Source organism: Microbacterium sp. (assembly GCF_047606685.1).
Lineage (GTDB): Bacteria > Actinomycetota > Actinomycetes > Actinomycetales > Microbacteriaceae > Microbacterium.
The window spans coordinates 1-18,086 of record NZ_JASGEC010000046.1; the positions used below are offsets into that span (position 1 = coordinate 1).

Annotated in this window: 21 protein-coding genes and 1 tRNA gene; 17 read left to right on the top strand and 5 right to left on the bottom strand. The window is 70.9% G+C overall.

The features are described from left to right. On the top strand, positions 1–523 hold a 523-nt coding region (locus QM611_RS04775; RefSeq protein ID WP_415078758.1), incomplete at its 5' end, for a YgfZ/GcvT domain-containing protein. Between the two features lie 9 nt (positions 524–532). Then, the gene (locus QM611_RS04780; protein ID WP_415078759.1) at positions 533–1,282 is read left to right on the top strand and encodes a phosphoglyceromutase; all 750 of its coding nucleotides are present in this window, start codon (positions 533–535) and stop codon (positions 1,280–1,282) included. Between the two features lie 6 nt (positions 1,283–1,288). Here QM611_RS04780 and phoU read toward each other — a convergent pair whose 3' ends face one another. Continuing rightward, on the bottom strand, positions 1,289–1,981 hold the full coding sequence (phoU, locus tag QM611_RS04785; protein WP_415078760.1) for a phosphate signaling complex protein PhoU: 693 nt from the start codon (positions 1,979–1,981) through the stop codon (positions 1,289–1,291). Positions 1,982–2,145: 164 nt separating this feature from the next. On the opposite strand from phoU, the gene QM611_RS04790 reads away from it, so the two are divergent. Both QM611_RS04790 and QM611_RS04795 read left to right on the top strand, forming a co-directional pair. Continuing rightward, positions 2,146–3,369, top strand: coding sequence for a sensor histidine kinase (locus tag QM611_RS04790; protein WP_415078761.1), 1,224 nt, complete (start codon positions 2,146–2,148; stop codon positions 3,367–3,369). Next, positions 3,366–4,049, top strand: coding sequence for a response regulator (locus QM611_RS04795; protein ID WP_415078762.1), 684 nt, complete (start codon positions 3,366–3,368; stop codon positions 4,047–4,049). The genes QM611_RS04790 and QM611_RS04795 overlap by 4 nt, the downstream gene beginning before the upstream one ends. 3 nt (positions 4,050–4,052) lie before the next feature. On the opposite strand, the gene QM611_RS04800 is transcribed toward QM611_RS04795, so the two are convergent. After that, on the bottom strand, positions 4,053–4,556 hold the full coding sequence (locus QM611_RS04800) for a DNA modification methylase (RefSeq protein WP_415078763.1): 504 nt from the start codon (positions 4,554–4,556) through the stop codon (positions 4,053–4,055). A 147-nt stretch (positions 4,557–4,703) separates the two neighbouring features. On the opposite strand from QM611_RS04800, the gene QM611_RS04805 reads away from it, so the two are divergent. The 6 genes from QM611_RS04805 (at position 4,704) to QM611_RS04830 (ending at position 10,764) form a co-directional block, all read left to right on the top strand. Then, positions 4,704–5,186, top strand: a complete 483-nt coding sequence (locus tag QM611_RS04805; RefSeq protein ID WP_415078764.1) for a CarD family transcriptional regulator — start codon at positions 4,704–4,706, stop codon at positions 5,184–5,186. A gap of 20 nt (positions 5,187–5,206) precedes the next feature. After that, positions 5,207–6,409: a 2-C-methyl-D-erythritol 4-phosphate cytidylyltransferase gene (gene ispD / locus QM611_RS04810; protein WP_415078765.1), complete on the top strand. Its 1,203-nt coding sequence runs from the start codon at positions 5,207–5,209 to the stop codon at positions 6,407–6,409. A gap of 30 nt (positions 6,410–6,439) precedes the next feature. Beyond that, positions 6,440–7,885, top strand: coding sequence for a cysteine--tRNA ligase (gene cysS / locus QM611_RS04815; protein ID WP_415078766.1), 1,446 nt, complete (start codon positions 6,440–6,442; stop codon positions 7,883–7,885). Continuing rightward, complete coding sequence (rlmB, locus tag QM611_RS04820; RefSeq protein WP_415078767.1) at positions 7,878–8,882, top strand: 23S rRNA (guanosine(2251)-2'-O)-methyltransferase RlmB; 1,005 nt, start codon at positions 7,878–7,880, stop codon at positions 8,880–8,882. Before cysS ends, rlmB begins: the two co-directional genes overlap by 8 nt. A 349-nt stretch (positions 8,883–9,231) precedes the next feature. Beyond that, positions 9,232–9,999: a hypothetical protein gene (locus QM611_RS04825; protein ID WP_415078768.1), complete on the top strand. Its 768-nt coding sequence runs from the start codon at positions 9,232–9,234 to the stop codon at positions 9,997–9,999. Between the two features lie 123 nt (positions 10,000–10,122). Further along, a complete protein-coding gene (locus QM611_RS04830; protein WP_415078769.1) occupies positions 10,123–10,764 on the top strand; it encodes an NAD(P)-dependent oxidoreductase in 642 nt (213 codons plus the stop codon). Positions 10,765–10,776: 12 nt separating this feature from the next. Here the strand turns inward: QM611_RS04830 and QM611_RS04835 are convergent, their stop codons facing one another. Further along, positions 10,777–12,090 carry a DUF4032 domain-containing protein gene (locus QM611_RS04835; RefSeq protein ID WP_415078770.1) on the bottom strand — a complete coding sequence of 438 codons (1,314 nt, stop codon included), beginning with the start codon at positions 12,088–12,090 and terminating at the stop codon, positions 10,777–10,779. Between the two features lie 88 nt (positions 12,091–12,178). Beyond that, complete coding sequence (locus QM611_RS04840; RefSeq protein ID WP_415078771.1) at positions 12,179–13,285, bottom strand: ABC transporter ATP-binding protein; 1,107 nt, start codon at positions 13,283–13,285, stop codon at positions 12,179–12,181. A gap of 227 nt (positions 13,286–13,512) precedes the next feature. Here QM611_RS04840 and QM611_RS04845 point away from each other — a divergent pair, with 227 nt between their 5' ends. From QM611_RS04845 to QM611_RS04855, 3 genes are all read left to right on the top strand, one after another. Beyond that, on the top strand, positions 13,513–14,514 hold the full coding sequence (locus QM611_RS04845) for a DsbA family protein (RefSeq protein WP_415078772.1): 1,002 nt from the start codon (positions 13,513–13,515) through the stop codon (positions 14,512–14,514). Between the two features lie 122 nt (positions 14,515–14,636). Further along, positions 14,637–14,709, top strand: a tRNA-Thr gene (locus QM611_RS04850). Positions 14,710–14,713: 4 nt separating this feature from the next. Beyond that, positions 14,714–15,688: a DMT family transporter gene (locus QM611_RS04855; RefSeq protein WP_415078773.1), complete on the top strand. Its 975-nt coding sequence runs from the start codon at positions 14,714–14,716 to the stop codon at positions 15,686–15,688. Here QM611_RS04855 and msrB read toward each other — a convergent pair. After that, positions 15,672–16,073: a peptide-methionine (R)-S-oxide reductase MsrB gene (msrB, locus tag QM611_RS04860; protein WP_415078774.1), complete on the bottom strand. Its 402-nt coding sequence runs from the start codon at positions 16,071–16,073 to the stop codon at positions 15,672–15,674. The genes QM611_RS04855 and msrB overlap by 17 nt on opposite strands. A 96-nt stretch (positions 16,074–16,169) precedes the next feature. On the opposite strand from msrB, the gene QM611_RS04865 reads away from it, so the two are divergent. From QM611_RS04865 to QM611_RS04880, 4 genes are all read left to right on the top strand, one after another. Continuing rightward, entirely contained in the window at positions 16,170–16,421 is a 252-nt protein-coding gene (locus QM611_RS04865) for a DUF3263 domain-containing protein (protein ID WP_415078775.1), read from the top strand. Positions 16,422–16,479: 58 nt separating this feature from the next. Further along, on the top strand, positions 16,480–17,046 hold the full coding sequence (locus QM611_RS04870; protein ID WP_415078776.1) for a LytR C-terminal domain-containing protein: 567 nt from the start codon (positions 16,480–16,482) through the stop codon (positions 17,044–17,046). Positions 17,047–17,171: 125 nt separating this feature from the next. After that, positions 17,172–17,375: a cold-shock protein gene (locus tag QM611_RS04875; protein WP_415078777.1), complete on the top strand. Its 204-nt coding sequence runs from the start codon at positions 17,172–17,174 to the stop codon at positions 17,373–17,375. Between the two features lie 147 nt (positions 17,376–17,522). Then, the coding region (locus tag QM611_RS04880; RefSeq protein ID WP_415078778.1) for a TCP-1/cpn60 chaperonin family protein at positions 17,523–18,086 on the top strand (564 nt) is incomplete at its 3' end.

The window sequence follows — 18,086 nt, forward strand, 5'->3', positions numbered from 1 at the left end:
CGACGAGCTCGCCGCCGGGCCCGTCGCCGTCGCGGGGCTCGTCGCAGCCGACGCGCTGCGCGTCGCGGCGTGGCGGCCGCGCTGGGCGAACGAGGTGGACGAGCGCGCCCTTCCGCACGAGGCCGACTGGCTGCGCACCGCGGTCCATCTGAGCAAGGGATGCTACCGCGGGCAGGAGACCGTGGCGAAGGTGCACAACCTCGGCCACCCGCCGCGGCGGCTGGCGCTGCTGCACCTCGACGGCTCGGACAGCCTCCTCCCGTGCGCGGGGGCGGCCGTCCGCCACGGCGAGACGCGCGTCGGCCACGTGACGTCGGCGGCCCTGCACCACGAGGAGGGGCCGATCGCCCTCGCCCTGCTCAAGCGCTCGACGCCGGCATGCGCCGCGCTCGCCGTCGACACCGACGACGGGCCGGTCGCCGCCGCGCAGGAGGCGATCGTCCCGGCCGACGCCGGGGCCACCGCATCCGTCCCGCGCATGCCGCGGCTGTCGCGGCGCGCGCCGGCCACGCCCGCTGGCTAAGCTGAGCGCATGACCGCCCCCCGCACCCTGATTCTCCTCCGCCACGGCCAGAGCGAGTGGAACAAGTCCAACCAGTTCACCGGCTGGGTCGACGTGCGCCTCACCGACCAGGGCAAGGCCGAGGCCGCCCGCGGCGGCGAGCTGATGAGAGAGGCGGGCCTGCTGCCGGACATCGTGCACACGTCGTTGCAGAGCCGCGCGATCCAGACGGCCAACCTCGCCCTCGACGCCGCCGACCGGCTGTGGATCCCGGTGAAGCGCTCGTGGCGGCTCAACGAGCGCCACTACGGCGCGCTGCAGGGCAAGGACAAGGCGCAGACCCTCGCCGAGTACGGCCAGGAGCAGTTCATGCTGTGGCGCCGCTCGTTCGACGTGCCGCCGCCGCCCATCGCCGATGACGACCCGTACAGCCAGACAGGCGACGCGCGCTACGCGCACATCGACGGCGACGTGCCGCGCACCGAGTCGCTCAAGCTCGTGATCGACCGCATGCTGCCCTACTGGGAGAGCGACATCGTGACCGACCTGCGCGACGGCAAGACGGTGCTCGTCGCCGCGCACGGCAACTCGCTGCGCGCGCTCGTGAAGCACCTCGACCGCATCAGCGACGCCGACATCGCCGAGCTCAACATCCCCACCGGCATTCCGCTGGTCTACCGGCTCGGCGACGACATGATGCCGCTCGGGCCGGGAGAGTACCTCGACCCGGAGGCGGCCGCTGCCGGCGCCGCCGCGGTGGCCAGCCAGGGCAAGGGCTGAGCCCGCTCAGTCTTGCGAGCGGACGCCCTCGATGATCACCTGGATCGTGTCGGTGTCGGTCTCCCACTCGCCGGTGGCGAGGTAGACGACCTTCTTCGCGACCGAGACGGCGTGGTCGCCGAAGCGCTCGTGGTAGCGGCTGGCGAGAGTCGCGTCCACGGTGGCGGCCGCCTCGCCTCGCCAGCTGTCGCTGAGCACCTTCTCGAACACGCTCGTGTGCAGCTCGTCCAGGAGGTCGTCGTCGTTGCGGATGTCCTCGGCGATCCGCAGGTTCTCGGTGCGGAGCAGATCGGTGAGCCGCTGCGCCACCTCGACGTCGAGCTCGCCCATCCGCTTGAACGTGCCCTTCAGGCCCTTGGGGATCGCCCGCTCGGGGAAGCGCATGCGCGTGAGCTGCGCGATGTGCTCGGCGATGTCGCCCATCCGCTCGAGGGAAGCGCTCATCCGCAGCGCCGCCACGACGATGCGCAGGTCGCGGGCCACCGGCTGCTGGCGAGCCAGGATCTCGATCGTGAGCTCGTCGAGCTCGACCGCCTTCTCGTCGATGATGTGGTCGTCGTCGATCACCTCTTCGGCCAGCGCGACATCGCTCGTGCTGAACGCGCGAGTGGCCTTGTCGATCGCGGCGGACACGAGCTCGGCGATCTCGACGAGTCGCCCCTGCACGTCCTCCAGCGACTGGTGGAACAGTTCGCGCATGTTGAATCCTCCTGTGGACGGGCAGTCGCCCGCTGTGCGGCCGTGGCGATCATCCCCGGCGAAGGTTAACGATCGGCGCCACGCACATGAACAGTAACGGGATGCCGGGCCGACAGGGGCGCAACGGCGCCGCTGAAGCGGCGCCGTTGCATACGCTGGGTGCCATGGACCCGGTGCAGTTCGCGCTGCTGGCGCTGCTGGTCGGCATCGCGATCGGCGTGGCCGTGTCGGTGGTGGTCGCCCTGGCGCTTCGCGCGCGCGAGCGCGCTCGCGACGTGGACGACGTCGCGTTGCCCGAGGGCATCTCGGCCGTGCTCGCAGCGCTCGACGAGCCGGCGGCCGTGGTCGACGGCTCGTTCACGGTGGCTGCGGCATCCCTGCCCGCCGCGGCGCTCGGCATGAAGGCCGGCCACGTGCTCGACAGCGCCGACCTGCGCGGGCTCGTCCGCCAGGCCCGCTCCACCGGCGTCCCGGCGGTGACCACCCTGCGCCTGGTGCGGGCAGGACTGCCCGGCGACCAGAGGCTGGTCACCGCGCGGGCGAGCGCCCTCGGCCCGCGGTTCTCGCTCGTTGTCGCGCGCGACATCACCGAGCACGAGCGGCTCGAGCAGATGCGCCACGACTTCGTGGCCAACACGAGCCACGAGCTGAAGACCCCGGTCGGAGCCGTGAGCCTGCTCTCCGAGGCGATCGAGTCGGCCGCCGACGACCCTGAGCAGGTGCGTGTGTTCGCGACCAGGCTGCAGGCCGAGGCGGCCCGGCTCGCGCGGCTCACCGCCCGCATCCTGAACCTCTCCCGGCTGCAGGTCGCCGAGGAGCTGTCCGTCCTGTCGGACGTGTCGATCGACGAGGTCGTGGCCTCTGCCGTCGACACCCACGCCGTCCAGGCCGAGTCCGCCCGAGTCGAGCTGCGACGCGGCGGCGAGCGCGGGCTCCACGTCCGCGGCGACGCCCAGGTGCTGGCCGAGGCGGTCGGCAACCTGATCGCGAACGCCATCGTCTACTCGCCGGCGGGATCGCACGTGGGCATCGCCGCCAAGCGCGTCGACGACGTGGTCGAGATCGCCGTGGCCGACCAGGGCATCGGCATCTCCGAGGAAGACCAGCGGCGGGTGTTCGAGCGCTTCTACCGCGCCGACCAGGCGCGCTCGCGCCGCACGGGCGGCTCGGGGCTCGGCCTGTCGATCGTCAAGCACGCGGTGCAGCGCCACGGCGGCGAGGTGCGGCTGTGGTCGCGGGCAGGCCGTGGCTCCACCTTCACGATCCGGCTGCCTGCCGCCGACCCCGCGCCCGCCGAGCCTCGCGCCCGCAAGAAGAAGGCGGCTGCCGCCCAGGCCCGCAAGAAGGCCAAGAAGGCGGCTGCCGCCGCGAACGGAGAACACCGATGACTCGCGTTCTGCTCGTCGAGGACGAGCCCGACCTTGCCGACCCCCTCGCCTACCTGCTGCGCCGGGAGGGCTACGACGTCGAGATCGCCGAGGACGGCCCGAGCGCGATCGCGGCGTTCCACGACCGCGGCGCCGACATCGTGCTCCTCGATCTCATGCTGCCGGGCGTCGCCGGAACCGAGGTGTGCCGGCAGATCCGCGCCGTGTCGCAGACGCCGATCATCATGCTCACCGCGAAGGACTCCGAGGTCGACATCGTCGTCGGACTCGAGCTGGGCGCCGACGACTACGTCACCAAGCCCTACTCCTCGCGCGAGCTGCTGGCCCGTATGCGCGCCGTGCTGCGCCGCCGCGTCGAGCCCGAGATCGACCTCGACGAGCGTGTGCTGACCGGTGGGCGGGTGACCCTCGACCTCGACCGGCACACCGTGCAGGTCGACGGCGACGAGATCAAGATGCCGCTGAAGGAGTTCGAGCTGCTCGAAGTGCTCATGCGCAACGCCGGCCGCGTGCTCACCCGCGGGCAGCTCATCGACCGGGTGTGGGGCAGCGACTACTTCGGCGACACGAAGACGCTCGACGTGCACGTCAAGCGCATCCGCTCCCGCATCGAGAAGACGCCGAAAGAGCCTGTGATGCTGGTGACCGTGCGAGGTCTGGGCTACCGCTTCGAGGCGTGAGCGTCAGGGGGTCGCGACGCCGTCGGCCGGCACCGCCGGCTGCGGCACGAGGTCGGCGTAGTACGGCAGTGTTCCGTCCAGGATCGGGACGTCGGTTTTGACCCCGTTCTCGTCGCCGGACTGGAAGTAGATCGGCACGTCGGAGCCTGGAACCCCCTCGAAGTTCGCCAACGGCAGCGGCGGCGTCCCCTCTGCGCCCAGGCTCACCACCGAGTTCGCCGGCACGTGCACCGTCGCGGGCGTGCGCGCATCGCCGACCTCGAGGTTGAGCGTCAGCGAGCCGTCGGTCGGGTTGACGATGGCGGCGACGAGGTTGCCGGCAGTGCCCTCCTCGTTGGCGATGACGACGGCGTTGCGCACCTCCAGTGGGGCAGAGCCGTCCACGTTCACGCCGTCCGCGGGGGAGTAGTGGACAGTCGTCGCCTGTGGCGAGATCATGGCGCAGCCGGTGGCTCCGAGGATGACGGCGGCGCCCAGGGCGAGGGACGCGATGAGGCGCGATTTCACGGATCCTCCAGGAGTGCGGACGAGCTTTGCTTGCATTGTAGCGGGGTCGCGCCTCGCTTCGTGGAACCGGATGCAGGGGTGCGCGAGCGAACCTTAGCGTATGCCTGCTGTGGTATCCTTATGAGGTTGCCGAAAGGACAAGACTGCATGCTTTTCGAGGTTGGCGAGACCGTCGTTTACCCGCACCACGGGGCCGCGACGATCATCGAGGTCAAAGAACGCGTCATCAAGGGCGAGTCGAAGAAGTACTTGAAGCTCAACGTGACGCAGGGCGACCTCATCATCGAGGTCCCCGCGGACAACGTCGATCTGGTCGGTGTTCGCGACGTGATCGGCAAGGAGGGCCTCGAGCGCGTCTTCGAGGTGCTGCGCGCTCCGTTCACCGAAGAGCCCACGAACTGGTCCCGCCGCTACAAGGCGAACCTTGAGAAGCTCGCTTCGGGCGACGTGATCAAGGTGAGCGAGGTCGTGCGCGACCTGTGGCGCCGCGACCAGGACCGCGGCCTGTCGGCCGGCGAGAAGCGGATGCTGGCGAAGGCCCGCCAGATCCTCATCTCCGAGCTCGCGCTCGCGGAGAAGACCGACGAGGAGCAGGCGAGCGTCGTCCTCGACGAGGTCCTCGCGTCCTGACCCGCGAGTAGTCTCGTCGCGTGAGCATCACGCCTGTTCCGCGCGTCGCGATCATCGTCGTGGCCGCGGGGTCCGGCGCCCGCTTGGGCGCGGGGTCGCCGAAGGCGTTCGTCGGCATCGACGAGCACACCGTGCTGCGCCACGCCCTGCGCGGCGTGTTCCAGGCGGCGCCCGCGCAGGTCGTCGTCGTCGCGCCGGAGGGGCGCGAGGGGGAAGCCGAGACCGAGGCCGTCGAGGCGGCGGGCAGCCGGCGCGACCTGGTGTCGGTCGTGGCGGGCGGAGCGACCCGGCAGGCGTCGGTCGCCGCGGGCCTTGCGGCCGTGTGGCCGGATGTCGAGACCGTGCTCGTGCACGATGCGGCCCGTGCCCTGGCCCCGGGCGCCGTGTTCGACCGCGTCGTGGCAGCGGTGGACGAGACCGGGTGGGGTGTCGTGCCCGTGCTGCCGGTCGTGGACACGATCAAGCGCGTCGACGGCTCGCGCGTGGCCGCGGGGGTCGACCGCGACACGCTCGCCGCGGCGCAGACGCCGCAAGGCTTCCCGCGCGCGGCGCTGGTCGCCGCGTACGCGGCAGCGAGGGCCGAGCACACAGACGACGCCGCCCTCTTCGCCGCCGCGGGCCACCCGGTCGACGTGGTCGACGGCGACAGCCGCGCGTTCAAGATCACCACGCCCGCCGACCTCGAGCGCGCCAGAGGGCTGGTCGCGCCCAACGCCGCCCCGGCATCCGCCGGGATCGACCGCCGACCGCGCGCTCCCCGCGTCGGGGTGGGCACCGACGTGCACGCCTTCGCCGGCGAAGGCGTGCTGTGGCTCGCGGGGCTGCCGTGGCCGGGCGAGCCCGCGCTCGCCGGCCACTCCGACGGCGACGCCGTGGCGCACGCGATCGTCGACGCGCTGCTCTCGGCGGCAGGCCTCGGCGACATCGGCACACACTTCGGCACCGACCATCCCGAGTACGCGGGCGCGCACGCCGACGTGTTCCTGGTCCGCACGCGCGAGCTGCTCGGCGCCGCCGGCTGGGCGGTCGGCAACGTGTCGGTGCAGGTGCAGGCGAACCGGCCGCGGTTTTCCGCGCGCCGCGCCGATGCCGAGGCGGCGTTGTCGGCGGCTCTGGGCGGCGCGCCGGTCTCGGTGTCGGCCACCACCACCGACGGGCTCGGCTTCACGGGGGCCGGCGACGGCGTCGCGGCCTTCGCGGTCGCCCTCGTGCTGCCGGCCTGACGCCCGCGACCCCGCGGGTAGGCTGGTGCGGTGACACCGGCAGGCAGGGGCGTTCGGCTCTACGACACGAAGGCGCGCGCGCTGCGCGACTTCGTGCCCGCCGACCCCGGCAACGTGACGGTTTACGTGTGCGGGCCGACGGTGCAGTCCGGCCCCGGCATCCACCACTTGCGCTCGGCGCTGGCCTTCGACATCCTGCGCCGTTGGCTCGAGCACCGGTTCGGCCGGGTCACGCTGGTGCGCAACGTCACCGACATCGACGACAAGGTGCTGCGCAACGCCACCGCGCGCGAGCCGTGGTGGGCGCTCGCCTACCGCATGGAGCGCGAGTTCACCTCGGCATATTCCGCCATCGGCATCCTTCCCCCGACCTACGAGCCCCGCGCCACCGGATCGATCCCGCAGATGCAGGAGCTCATCGCCACCCTCGTCGACGCGGGCCACGCGTATGCCGTCGATGGCAGCGTGTACTTCGACGTGCGCTCGTGGCCCGAGTACGGCGCGCTGACCAACCAGGCCCCCGACGCTATGGAGCCATCGGGCGACACGGAGCCGGGCAAGCGCGATCCGCTCGATTTCGCGTTGTGGAAGGCGGCCAAGGCGGACGAGCCGGAAGACGCCGCGTGGGAGTCGCCGTGGGGCCCGGGCCGGCCGGGGTGGCACATCGAGTGCTCCGCGATGAGCCGCCGCTACCTGGGCGCCGAGTTCGACATCCACGGCGGCGGGCTCGACCTCCGCTTCCCGCACCACGAGAACGAGCTCGCCCAGTCCGCAGCAGCGGGCGACGGGTTCGCGCGCTACTGGGTGCACAACGGGCTGGTCACCGTCGGCGACCAGAAGATGTCGAAGTCGCTCGGCAACTTCGTGCTCGCCCACGACGTGCTGGCCGAGCGTGATCCGCTCGTGGTCCGCTACGCCCTCGCCGCGGCGCACTACCGGTCGAGCCTGGCCATCACCGGCGCCTCCTACGACGAGGCCGAGGCGGCGTTGGACCGCATCCGCTCCTTCCAGCAGCGCGCCGCTCGTGCGCTTTCCGGACGTGGGGCGGTCGGGCCGGCGCTCTCGCGGCCGGGCGCGGGCTTCACGGCGGTCGCCGCCCGCATGCCGGTCGCGTTCGCGGCGGCGATGGATGACGACCTCGGCGTGCCGCAGGCGCTCGCGGTGCTGCACGAGCGCGTCCGCGCCGGCAACGCCGCGCTGGACGAGGGGAGCCTCGAGCCGGCCGCGCAGGCTCTCGCCGAGGTGGGCGCGATGACCGACATCCTCGGCATCACCCCGACGCGGCACGCGGCCGACGCCTCGGCCGAGGCAAACGCTCTCGATGCCCTCGTGCAGACGATGATCGCGCAGCGCGCCGAGGCGCGCGCCGCGAAAGACTGGGCGAGCGCCGACCGCATCCGCGACGCGATCGCGGCGGCCGGCATCGCCCTGGAAGACACCGCGGACGCAACCCACTGGGAGATCAGCGATGGCTAAGCAAGGACGCCCGGGCGCGAGCCGTGGCAAGAAGAAGGGCCCCACGAAGGGCACAGGCGGCCACGGCCGCAAGTCGCTCGAGGGCAAAGGTCCGACGCCGAAGGCGGAAGACCGCAGCTGGCACGTCGCCGGCAAGCGCAAGGCGGCGCAGGAGCGCTATGCCGCGGCGGGCGGCACGGGGCGGCCGGGGCAGCGCTCGTCGTCCGGGCGGGCGCCGAGGGCGAAGGCGGGCGACGAGACCGAGACGGTCACCGGCCGCAACTCCGTGCTGGAGGCGCTGCGCGCCCGCATCCCCGCCACCGCGCTGTACATCGCGCAACGGGTCGAGATGGACGACCGCGTCAAAGAGACGCTGGCGCTCGCAAGCCGTCGCGAGATCCCGGTGCTCGAGGTGACCCGGCCAGAGCTTGACCGCATGGCCGGGTTCGACGGGGTGCACCAGGGCGTGGCGCTCAAGGTGCCGCCGTACGAGTACGCGCACCCGCAGGACCTGCTCGAGGCGGCGGTGGATGCCGGCAAGACGCCGCTGCTGGTCGCTCTCGACGGCATCACCGACCCGCGCAACCTGGGGGCGATCATCCGCTCCACGGCGGCCTTCGGCGGACAGGGCGTGATCGTGCCGCAGCGCCGTTCGGCCGGCGTCACCTCGGCGGCGTGGAAGACGAGCGCCGGAGCTGCCGCGCGCGTGCCCGTCGCGGTCGCCGCCAACCTCACCGCGACGCTCAAAGACTTCAAGAAGCAGGGCGTTTTCGTCCTGGGGCTCGACGGGGGAGGGGATGTCTCGCTGCCCGCGCTCGGGCTGGCAGACCGTGCCCTGGTCATCGTCGTGGGCTCGGAGGGCAAAGGCCTGTCGCGGCTGGTGACCGAGACGTGCGACCAGATCGTGTCGATCCCGATCGAGGCGGCGACGGAGTCGCTCAACGCCGGGATCGCGGCATCCGTCGCCCTCTACCAGGTCGCCACTGCGCGCGCGGGCTCGTCGCCGCGCACGGCATGAGCGGCGTTCTGGCCAAGACTGACTGAACGGTCGCTCGTTCGTCGCGCCTGGTACTCTGACCTATGTTCTTATGCATTGCTCATAAATGAGCTATGCACAATGAAGTGCGACGGGGGTCGGCGGCGTGGCAGGCGAGGTGCGAGACGAGTCGGTGGAGGCGCCCGAGCAGGAAGCCGATGACGTCATTGCGGGGCGGGCGCTTCGCCCTCGCCGCGGAGCGCGAGCGCACATCTGGGCTGCGGCTCTCGTCGCGGTGGCGTTGGCGTCGATCTTCCTCCTTGCCCCGTTTGCCTCAAGCCCGGCGACGCTTGGTGGTGTTCGAGACTCACTCGAATCGCAGCAGTCAACGGTGAGCGGGCTCGCGGCCGGATCGACGGCGCTGTCTGCCGCGCTGAGCCTTGTGCCGGACGACATGCTGACGCCGGTCGCCGACCAGCTCGCGGATGTCAGCGGGTGGTTCGTGGTGATCATCGCCGCGATCATCCTCCAGAAGATCCTTGTCACCGTCTCGGGGGGCATCGCCTTCACGGTGATCGTTCCGCTGGCCTGCGTCCTGGGCATCGTGGCCGTGTACTCCCGGCGAGCCGCCCTTCGCTCTCTTGCGATCAAGCTCGCGGCGTTCGGCGCGGTGCTCGTTCTCGCCGTGCCAGGGTCGATCGCCGTCAGCGACGCGCTCACCAGCACCTACGCGGACGCGGCGGCCGCCGCGAGCGCGGCTGACGAGGCCGCCGACAGCGCCGCCGAGGCTGCCCAGGATGCAGAAGCCGACAAAACCGTCAAGCCTGAGGCGGACGACGGTGACGGCGGTCTGCTCGACTCGATCGGCAACTGGCTCGAGGACGCGGTGGGCAATGTGGGCAGTGCCGTGGAGGGAGCGCTCAACTCCGTCAACGAGATCAAAGACGAAGCCGTGGAGGCCCTGAACTTCTACATGGAGCAGTTCGCGCTCCTGATCGTGACCACTTGTGTCATGCCGATTCTGGTCATGCTCCTGTTCTCGTGGGTGATCAAGATGCTCTTCTCGATCGACATCCGCGTCGGCCAGGCGGGGCGTGCCGTGCAAGCGCGCGCAGCGGGCGCCGTGCGACGAGTGGGGCGCGCTGCCGGCCGTAGTTGACCGCCGCTGAACTCACGGGTTTGTCACTCAGGAGCATCGCGGAGGGCGCGACAGACGCGGGAATGGATGCGGTGCCACGATGCTTGCAGTGAGAGACTCGTCTTCAGTCGAAAGGACACGCACATGGCACGCATCGCCGTCATCGGAGGAACCGGCTACGCCGGCGGAAACATCGTCGCGGAGGCCGCGGCTCGAGGTCACGACGTCGTGTCCGTGTCGCGCAAGCTGCCCGACTCGCCAGTCGACGGTGTCGACTACGTGCAAGGCTCGGCGCTCGAGCTCGACGGCATCGCTGACGCGCTTGCGGGAGCCGACGTCGTCGTCTCGGCGATCTCGCCGCGCGGCGACATGGCCGACCGCGCGATCGACGCGCTCAGCGGCCTGGCCGCCCGCCTGTCCGGCACGCGCACGCGGCTCGGCGTCGTGGGCGGTGCCATGGGAAGCCTCAGCGCGCCCGGCGGCCCGCGGCTGTGGGACCTCGGGGTGCCCGAGGAGTACCGGCACGAGGCAGGCGTGGGCGTGGCGGCGCTCGACCTGCTGCAGGCATCCGACGACGGGCTGGACTGGTTCCTCGTGCACCCGCCGAAGGACTTCGGCGACTGGCTTCCCGGCGAGCGCACGGGCGCCTACCGGGATGGCGGCGATGTCGTCGTCGAGGACGCCGAGGGGAACTCGACGATCTCCGGCGCCGACTTCGCCGTCGCCGTCGTCGACGAGATCGAGCACCCGAAGCACCGTCGGGAGCGCTTCACCGTCGGGTACTGACGGCCCGGCGCGTCACACCAGATCGCGCCAGTCGACGTCTTCCTCGTCGTCCTCGTCGTCCACGGCCGGACCGCTCGCGGTGAGGGCCGGCAGGCTCATCGTGTCGGTCGGCGGGCCCATGATCGTCGCCTCGTCGCGGCGGTGGCGCAGCACGTCGTTGATGTACGAGGTGAGCACTTCTGCCAGCGGCACCGAGCTGTCGCGCGCCTGCGCCATGTACCAGCGGTGCTCGAGCACCTGGTGGAACACCTCGGCGGGCTCGAGCTTGGCGCGCAGGTCGAACGGAACCGCCTTGACGACCGGCTCGAACACCCGCGTCAGCCACTCGTGCGCCACCATCTCCTCGTCATCGCCGATCCGCGAGCTGCGTGCGCGGAACTCGTCGAGGTCGTTGAGCAGGCGCCGCGCCTGGTTCTCCTCGACGTCGAGCCCGGTGAGCCGCAGCAGTCGACGCTGGTGGTGGCCCGCGTCGACGACCTTCGGAGTGATCGTCACGCGCGTTCCGTCGGGCTCTGCCACGATCGACATCTCGTCGATGTCGAAGCCGGTGTCGTTGAGGCGCCGCACTCGCTCGGTGATCCGCCACGACTCGCTCGTGGCGAACGTCTCCTGATCGGTGAGCACCGCCCACAGCGACCGGTACGACGACACGATCCCGTCGGCGATCGCCACGGCATCCACTCCGCCCTCGAGCCGCCCGCCGGCCTCGAGGTCCATGATCTCGCCGGCGATGTTGGTGCGCGCGACCTCGAGGTCGTGCTCGCGCTGCCCGCGGGTCAGTCCCGTCTCGTGCAGCTCGCCGGTCTCAGCGTCGACGAGGTAGGCGGCGAACGCGCCGGCGTCGCGCCGGAACAGCGTGTTCGACAGCGACACATCGCCCCAGAAGAACCCGACGTTGTGCAGGCGCACCAGCAGGGCCGCCAGCGCGTCGACGAGCCGCGTCGCGGTGTGCGGGCGCAGAGTGTGCGTGAACAGCGCCCGGTAGGGGAGGGAGAACCTCAAGTGCGCGGTGACCAGCGCCGCGGGAAGCGGCTCGCCGGCGGCATCCGTTCTCCCCGCGATCACCGCGACGCGCTCGACGCAGGGCGCGTCGAGCCGGTGCAGGTTGCCGAGCATCTCGTATTCGCGCCGCGCCATCTCCGATGTTGTCTCCTTGACGGCGACCACGCGTCCGGACAGATTGGCGAAGCGCACGAGGTGGCGCGAGATGCCCTTGGGCAGCCACACGATGTCTTTGCTCGGCCAGTCCGCGAGCCCCGTCGACCACGGCAGAGTCAACAGGCCGGGGTCGACCGAGCTCGCGGTGATGCTCAAAGAACGGGGCATGGATTCTCCGGTGTGGGCAGGATGGATGCCGCACGCGCCGCGGCGCGGGCCCCCGGTGAGGAGACTCCGCGCCGCGGGGTGTCGTTCGTCAGACGTCCGACGTGATCTCCTTCTTGGTGAGCCGCTCGCCCGACTCGAGGTCGAACACGTGCACGTGGCCGGGCACCGGAGCGAGGACGACCTTGTCGCCAGCGTTCGGGTGGCTGCGGCCGTCGACGCGCGCGACGATGTCGGTGCGCTTGCCGTTGATCTCGGTGTGGCCGTAGAGGTAGCCGTCCGCGCCGAGCTCCTCGACGAGGTCGACCTCGACCGTGAGGCCCCTTCCGTCGGCGGGGGCGACCGTGATGTCCTCAGGGCGCACGCCGATCGTGACCTCCGAGCCGTGCGCGCGGCCCAGCGTGTCGGCCTCCACCGGCACGACGAGGTCTCCGAAGCTGACCCCGCCCTCGGCGAGGTCGACCGGGAACAGGTTCATCGCCGGCGAGCCGATGAAGCCGGCCACGAACACGTTGTTCGGCGACCCGTACAGTTCGCGCGGCGTGCCGACCTGCTGCAGGATGCCGTCCTTGAGCACCGCGATGCGGTCGCCCATCGTGAGGGCCTCGGTCTGGTCGTGCGTGACGTAGACGGTGGTGACACCGAGCTTGCGCTGCAGCGCCGCGATCTGCGTGCGCGTCTGCACGCGCAGCTTCGCGTCGAGGTTGGACAGCGGCTCGTCCATGAGGAACACCTGGGGCGAGCGCACGATGGCGCGGCCCATGGCCACGCGCTGGCGCTGGCCGCCGGAGAGCGCCTTCGGCTTGCGGGTGAGGTACTGCTCGAGGTCGAGCAGCTTCGCCGCCTCCTGCACGCGCGTGGCGCGCTCGTCCTTCGGCACGCCGGCGATCTTCAGGGCGAAGCCCATGTTCTCGGCCACCGTCATGTGCGGGTAGAGCGCGTAGTTCTGGAACACCATCGCGATGTCGCGGTCTTTGGGCGGGACGTCGGTGACGTCGCGGTCGCCGATCAGGATGCGGCCAGAGTTGACCTCTTCGAGGCCGGCCAGCATGCGCAAGGTGGTGGACTTGCCACAACCCGAGGGGCCGACGAGAACGAGGAACTCTCCGTCCGCGATCTCGAGGTTGAACTTGTCGACCGAGGGGCGAGTCGCCCCGGGGTAGACGCGAGTCGCGTTATCGAATGTGACAGACGCCATTGCCTTGATCTCCTTCACCGGCAGGTACGTGCCGGACGATCCGTAGTGAGGATTGCGCGGGGGCCTCCCGCCGCGCCCACCGTCGGGCGCTAGCCCAGTATGACAGAAGCCGGCCTCGCGCGGCACGTGGGTTTTTCCCAGACTCCGTGGCTAGCATCTGAGGGTTGCCGCCGCCCGAAGGCGGTTTCCCCGGGCAAAGCCCGGCAGAGGGGATGTCAAGAGGATTCATGTCGAGCGAGACTCCGAGCGCTCAGGCCCCTCGCGATCGACGCGAGGCCGTGCGCGAGAAGGCGCAGCAGGTGCAGGCACGGCAGTCGACGGCGCGGGCGGTGCGCCGCGTCTCGCTCGCCGTCGTGGTGGTCGCGGTCGTCGTCGCGGCGACGGTGACCGTCACGTGGATGGTGTCCTCCTCGACGTCCGATGCGCACCTGAGCCCCGCGAACATGATCGACGGCGGCATCCGCGTCGACGCCGTTGGCAAACTGGGCGTTCCGGGCGAGGCCGGCACGCTTCCCGACCCGACGGCGGACTCTTCGTCGACGAAGGATGCGGACCCCAGCGCCACCCCGACGCCCGAGCAGTCCGACGCGCCCGCGGGCGAAGCCGACGAGCGCGCGGTCGACATCAGCGTCTACGTCGACTATCTGTCGCCCGGCTCCAAGCAGTTCCAGCTCGCGAACTCGGCGCAGCTGGCCGACTGGGTCGCGCAGGGAGCGGCGACGCTCACCTACCACCCCGTGGCGGTGCTGACCCCGAAGTCGAACGGCACCAAGTACTCGCTGCGCTCGGCCGCAGCCGCCGCGTGCGTCGCAACGCACGCGCCGGACTCGTTCTATCTGTTCAACCAGGCCCTGCTGCAGCAGCAGCCCGACATCGACAGCGATGGACTGTCCGACGACGACCTTGCTTACATGGCGATCGCGTCGGGCGCCGACGACCCGAAGCCGGTGCGGGAGTGCATTGAGAACCAGAGCTTCGCGTCGTGGGTGCAGGACGAGACCGAGCGCGCGCTGGCCGGCCCGCTGCCGGGCAGCGACGACGCGAAGCTCACCGGCGCGCCTCTCGTGCTGGTCAACGGAGAGCCCTACGTCGGCGCGCTGGATGACCCGAAGGAGTTCGCGCAGTTCGTGCTGACGCTGTCGAGCAACTCGTACTACACGGACGAACCGGCGTCTCCGACCCCCGCGCCCACGACCTCCGCGACGCCGAGCCCAACGCCGACCAAGTAGTCGCGGGTCGCTGAACCCCGCGGCGCTCCTCGCCCGCGCTGGTTCAGTTGCCGCGTTCTGCGAGCTCGGACGCAGATCGCGGCAACTCGGCGCGGTGCCCGGGTCAGTAGACTGAGTGGTCTGCCGACTTGGCGCAATTGGTAGCGCACCCGACTTGTAATCGGGCGGTTGCGGGTTCGAGTCCCGCAGTCGGCTCAACATGAGTGTCGACCGCGCCAGGAGGCTCCCACCGTGGGCGGCGCTGTGCGTGGCCGGCTTCATCGGGTGCCTGCTCGCGGTGCAGTCGCGGATCAACGGACAGCTCGGCATCCGCCTCGACGACGGGCTCGTCGCCGCCCTCGTCTCGTTCGGGTCGGGATTGGCCATCCTCCTCGTGCTGTCGGCCGCACTTCCCGCCGGCCGCCGCGGGGTCGGCCGGCTCGTGCGCGGAGTGCGCGGACGAACGATCCCGTGGTGGATGCTGTGCGTCGGCGCGGCGGGCGCGCTCACCGTCGCGGCGCAAGGCCTCGTCGTGGGAATCATCGGCGTCTCACTGTTCACCGTCGGCCTCGTCGCCGGCCAGACGGTGTCGGGGCTGCTCCTGGACCGCGCCGGCTTCGGCCCCGGCGGCGCCATCGCCGTGACGCTGCCCCGTGTCGTGAGCGGGGCACTCGCGCTGGCGGCCGCGGTCGTCTCCTTCGTCGGCGGGGGAGTGGCGTCGGCGCCGCTGTGGATGCTCGCCCTGCCGTTCGTCGCCGGCGCCGCGGTCGGGTGGCAGCAGGCGGCGACCGGCCGGCTGCGCCAGCGGGTGGGCGCCGCGCTCACCGCGACCCTGGTGAACTTCGCGGTCGGTACCGCCATCCTCGCCGCCACCGCGGGTGCCAGCGTCGCGACGAACGGGCCGCCGCTGCCGTTCCCGCCGGAGCCGTGGCTCTACGTCGGCGGCGCGCTCGGCGTCGCCTTCGTCTTCCTCGCCGCGACGCTGGTCGTCCACACCGGCGTGCTGCTGCTCGCCCTCGGCGCGATCGCCGGCCAGCTCATCGCGTCGGTCGTCCTCGACGCCCTCTGGCCGGCCGCGTCCAGCCCGGGGCTCGTGTTCGAGCTCGTCGTCGTCGCCGTCGCGCTGTCGTCGGTGGCCGTCGCGCTCGCGCCGTCGCGCCGCCGCCGAGACGACAGCGTCACATCTCGGGGCTGAACTCCAGCGAGATCGAGTTCATGCAGTACCGGTCGCCGGTGGGGGTGCCGAACCCGTCGGGGAACACGTGCCCGAGATGGGAGCCGCACGCGGCGCAGCGCACCTCGGTGCGCGCCATGCCGTGCGTGTTGTCCTCCCGCAGCTCGACCGCGTCCGGCCGGATCGACTCGTAAAAGCTCGGCCACCCGCAGTGCGAGTCGAACTTCGTGCCGCTCTTGAACAGCTCGGCGCCGCACGCCGCGCACGTGTACAGGCCCGCGCGGTGCTCGTCGAGCAGCTCGCCCGTCCACGGCCGCTCGGTGCCGGCTTCGCGCAACACCGCGAATTGCTCGGGCGTCAACTGCTCGCGCCACTGCTCGTCGCTCTTGTTCACCGCGTAGTCCATGGGTCCTCCATCCGCCTCCATTCAACATGACCTTCGCGCCGCGTGTTCCCGGTGTGGCGCGGTCGGCAGCCGCCATCCCCGCGTTAGCGTTCTCCCGTGCCCCTCTCTGAACGCGATCGCGCGATCCTCGCCTTCGAGTCCGAGTGGCGTCGCCACGCGGGCGCGAAGGAGGAGGCGATCCGAGCCGATCTCGGGCTGTCGCCCGCGCGCTACTATCAGCTGCTGGGCCGGCTCATCGACACCGTCGAGGCGCTCGAGCACGACCCGATGCTCGTGAAGCGGCTGCGCCGCGTGCGCGACGCGCGCGAGGCGGCCCGCATCGCCCGCGCCTCAGGCGCCGCCCGGTGACGACACCGCGCGGGCGCGGCTGAGCGTACCCGCAGGCGCCTGCGGGTAACATCGTGGGGTGCCGAACGAGTCCTTCCCGCGCGATCGCTTCGATGACGTGCCAGAACGGCGCGGACGGATCGGCGCACACCGCGCGGAGAACCCGAGGATGCGAGGCGGCGTGGTGTTCTTGTGGGCCGCGGCAGCGACGATCGTGCTCGTCGCCGCCGGCGTGTTCGGCACTCTCGTGGCATCCGGCCGCATCGACTTGTCGCCGCCGGCGGCGAGCGCGACCGCCACGCCCGAGCCGGAAGTGACCGCCACCGTGGACACGAGCTACGAGGTTCTGGTCTTGAACGCGACTCCCGTCGAGGGCTTGGCGGGGCAGCTGACCGACGACATCGTCGCCGCGGGCTGGAAGTCGAGCAAGGTGCTGGCGAGCGGGGCGAGCTCGCAGGACTTCCGCACCACGACCGTCTTCTATCCGGCGGCCGAGGACGAGGCTGCGGCACTCGGACTCGCCGAGGTGATCGGCGGCGCTGCCGTGCAGGAGGCCGACGACTACGTGCAGGACTCGAAGAAGCAGCTCACCGTCGTGATCGGGCTCGACCGCGTCTCGACCCCGACGCCCACAGCCACTCAATAGCCTTCCGCCCGCCGTGTTTCAGGCGTGTGAACAGTGCGATGCGGGCGTGTCAAAAGTCGCCGAAACGGCGTTTTCGGCCGCGTGGACGCGCCTAGCATTGCGGTGTTCGCAACAAGGAGACTGGCATGACGCAGGGCACCGTGAAGTGGTTCAACGCCGAGAAGGGGTACGGGTTCATCACCGTCGCCGACGGCGATGACGTCTTCGTCCACTACTCGAACATCGACATGTCGGGCTTCCGCGTGCTCGAAGAGGGCCAGGCCGTCGAGTTCTCCGTCGGCTCGGGCCAGAAGGGCCCGCAAGCCGAGTCCGTGCGCATCGTCGCCTGAAGCGCGCTCCCCCTCTCCTTCCCTCGAGGAAGGGATGCCTCCCGCCGCGGCTTGCACTCGGCATGCCCGAGTGCCAGAATGGGTTAGCACTCCGTATTGGCGAGTGCTAAGTACAGCAAGCCAACGTCCGGGAGGGACGACAAACACATGGCAAAGATCATCGCTTTCGACGAGGACGCCCGCCGCGGCCTCGAGCGCGGCCTGAACACGCTGGCCGACGCCGTGAAGGTGACGCTCGGCCCCCGCGGTCGCAACGTCGTGCTCGAGAAGAAGTGGGGCGCCCCCACGATCACGAACGACGGCGTGTCGATCGCCAAGGAGATCGAGCTCGACGACCCGTACGAGAAGATCGGCGCTGAGCTGGTCAAGGAGGTCGCGAAGAAGACCGACGACGTCGCGGGAGACGGCACCACCACGGCGACCGTTCTCGCCCAGGCTCTCGTGCGCGAGGGCCTGCGCAACGTCGCGGCCGGCGCCGACCCGATCAGCCTGAAGAAGGGCATCGAGAAGGCCACCGCGGCGCTGACCAGCCAGCTGCTGGCCGACGCCAAGGAGGTCGAGTCCAAGGAGGAGATCGCCGCAACGGCATCCATCTCCGCGGCCGACACCGAGATCGGCGAGCTCATCGCCGAGGCGATCGACAAGGTCGGCAAGGAGGGCGTCGTCACCGTCGAGGAGTCGCAGACCTTCGGCACCGAGCTCGAGCTCACC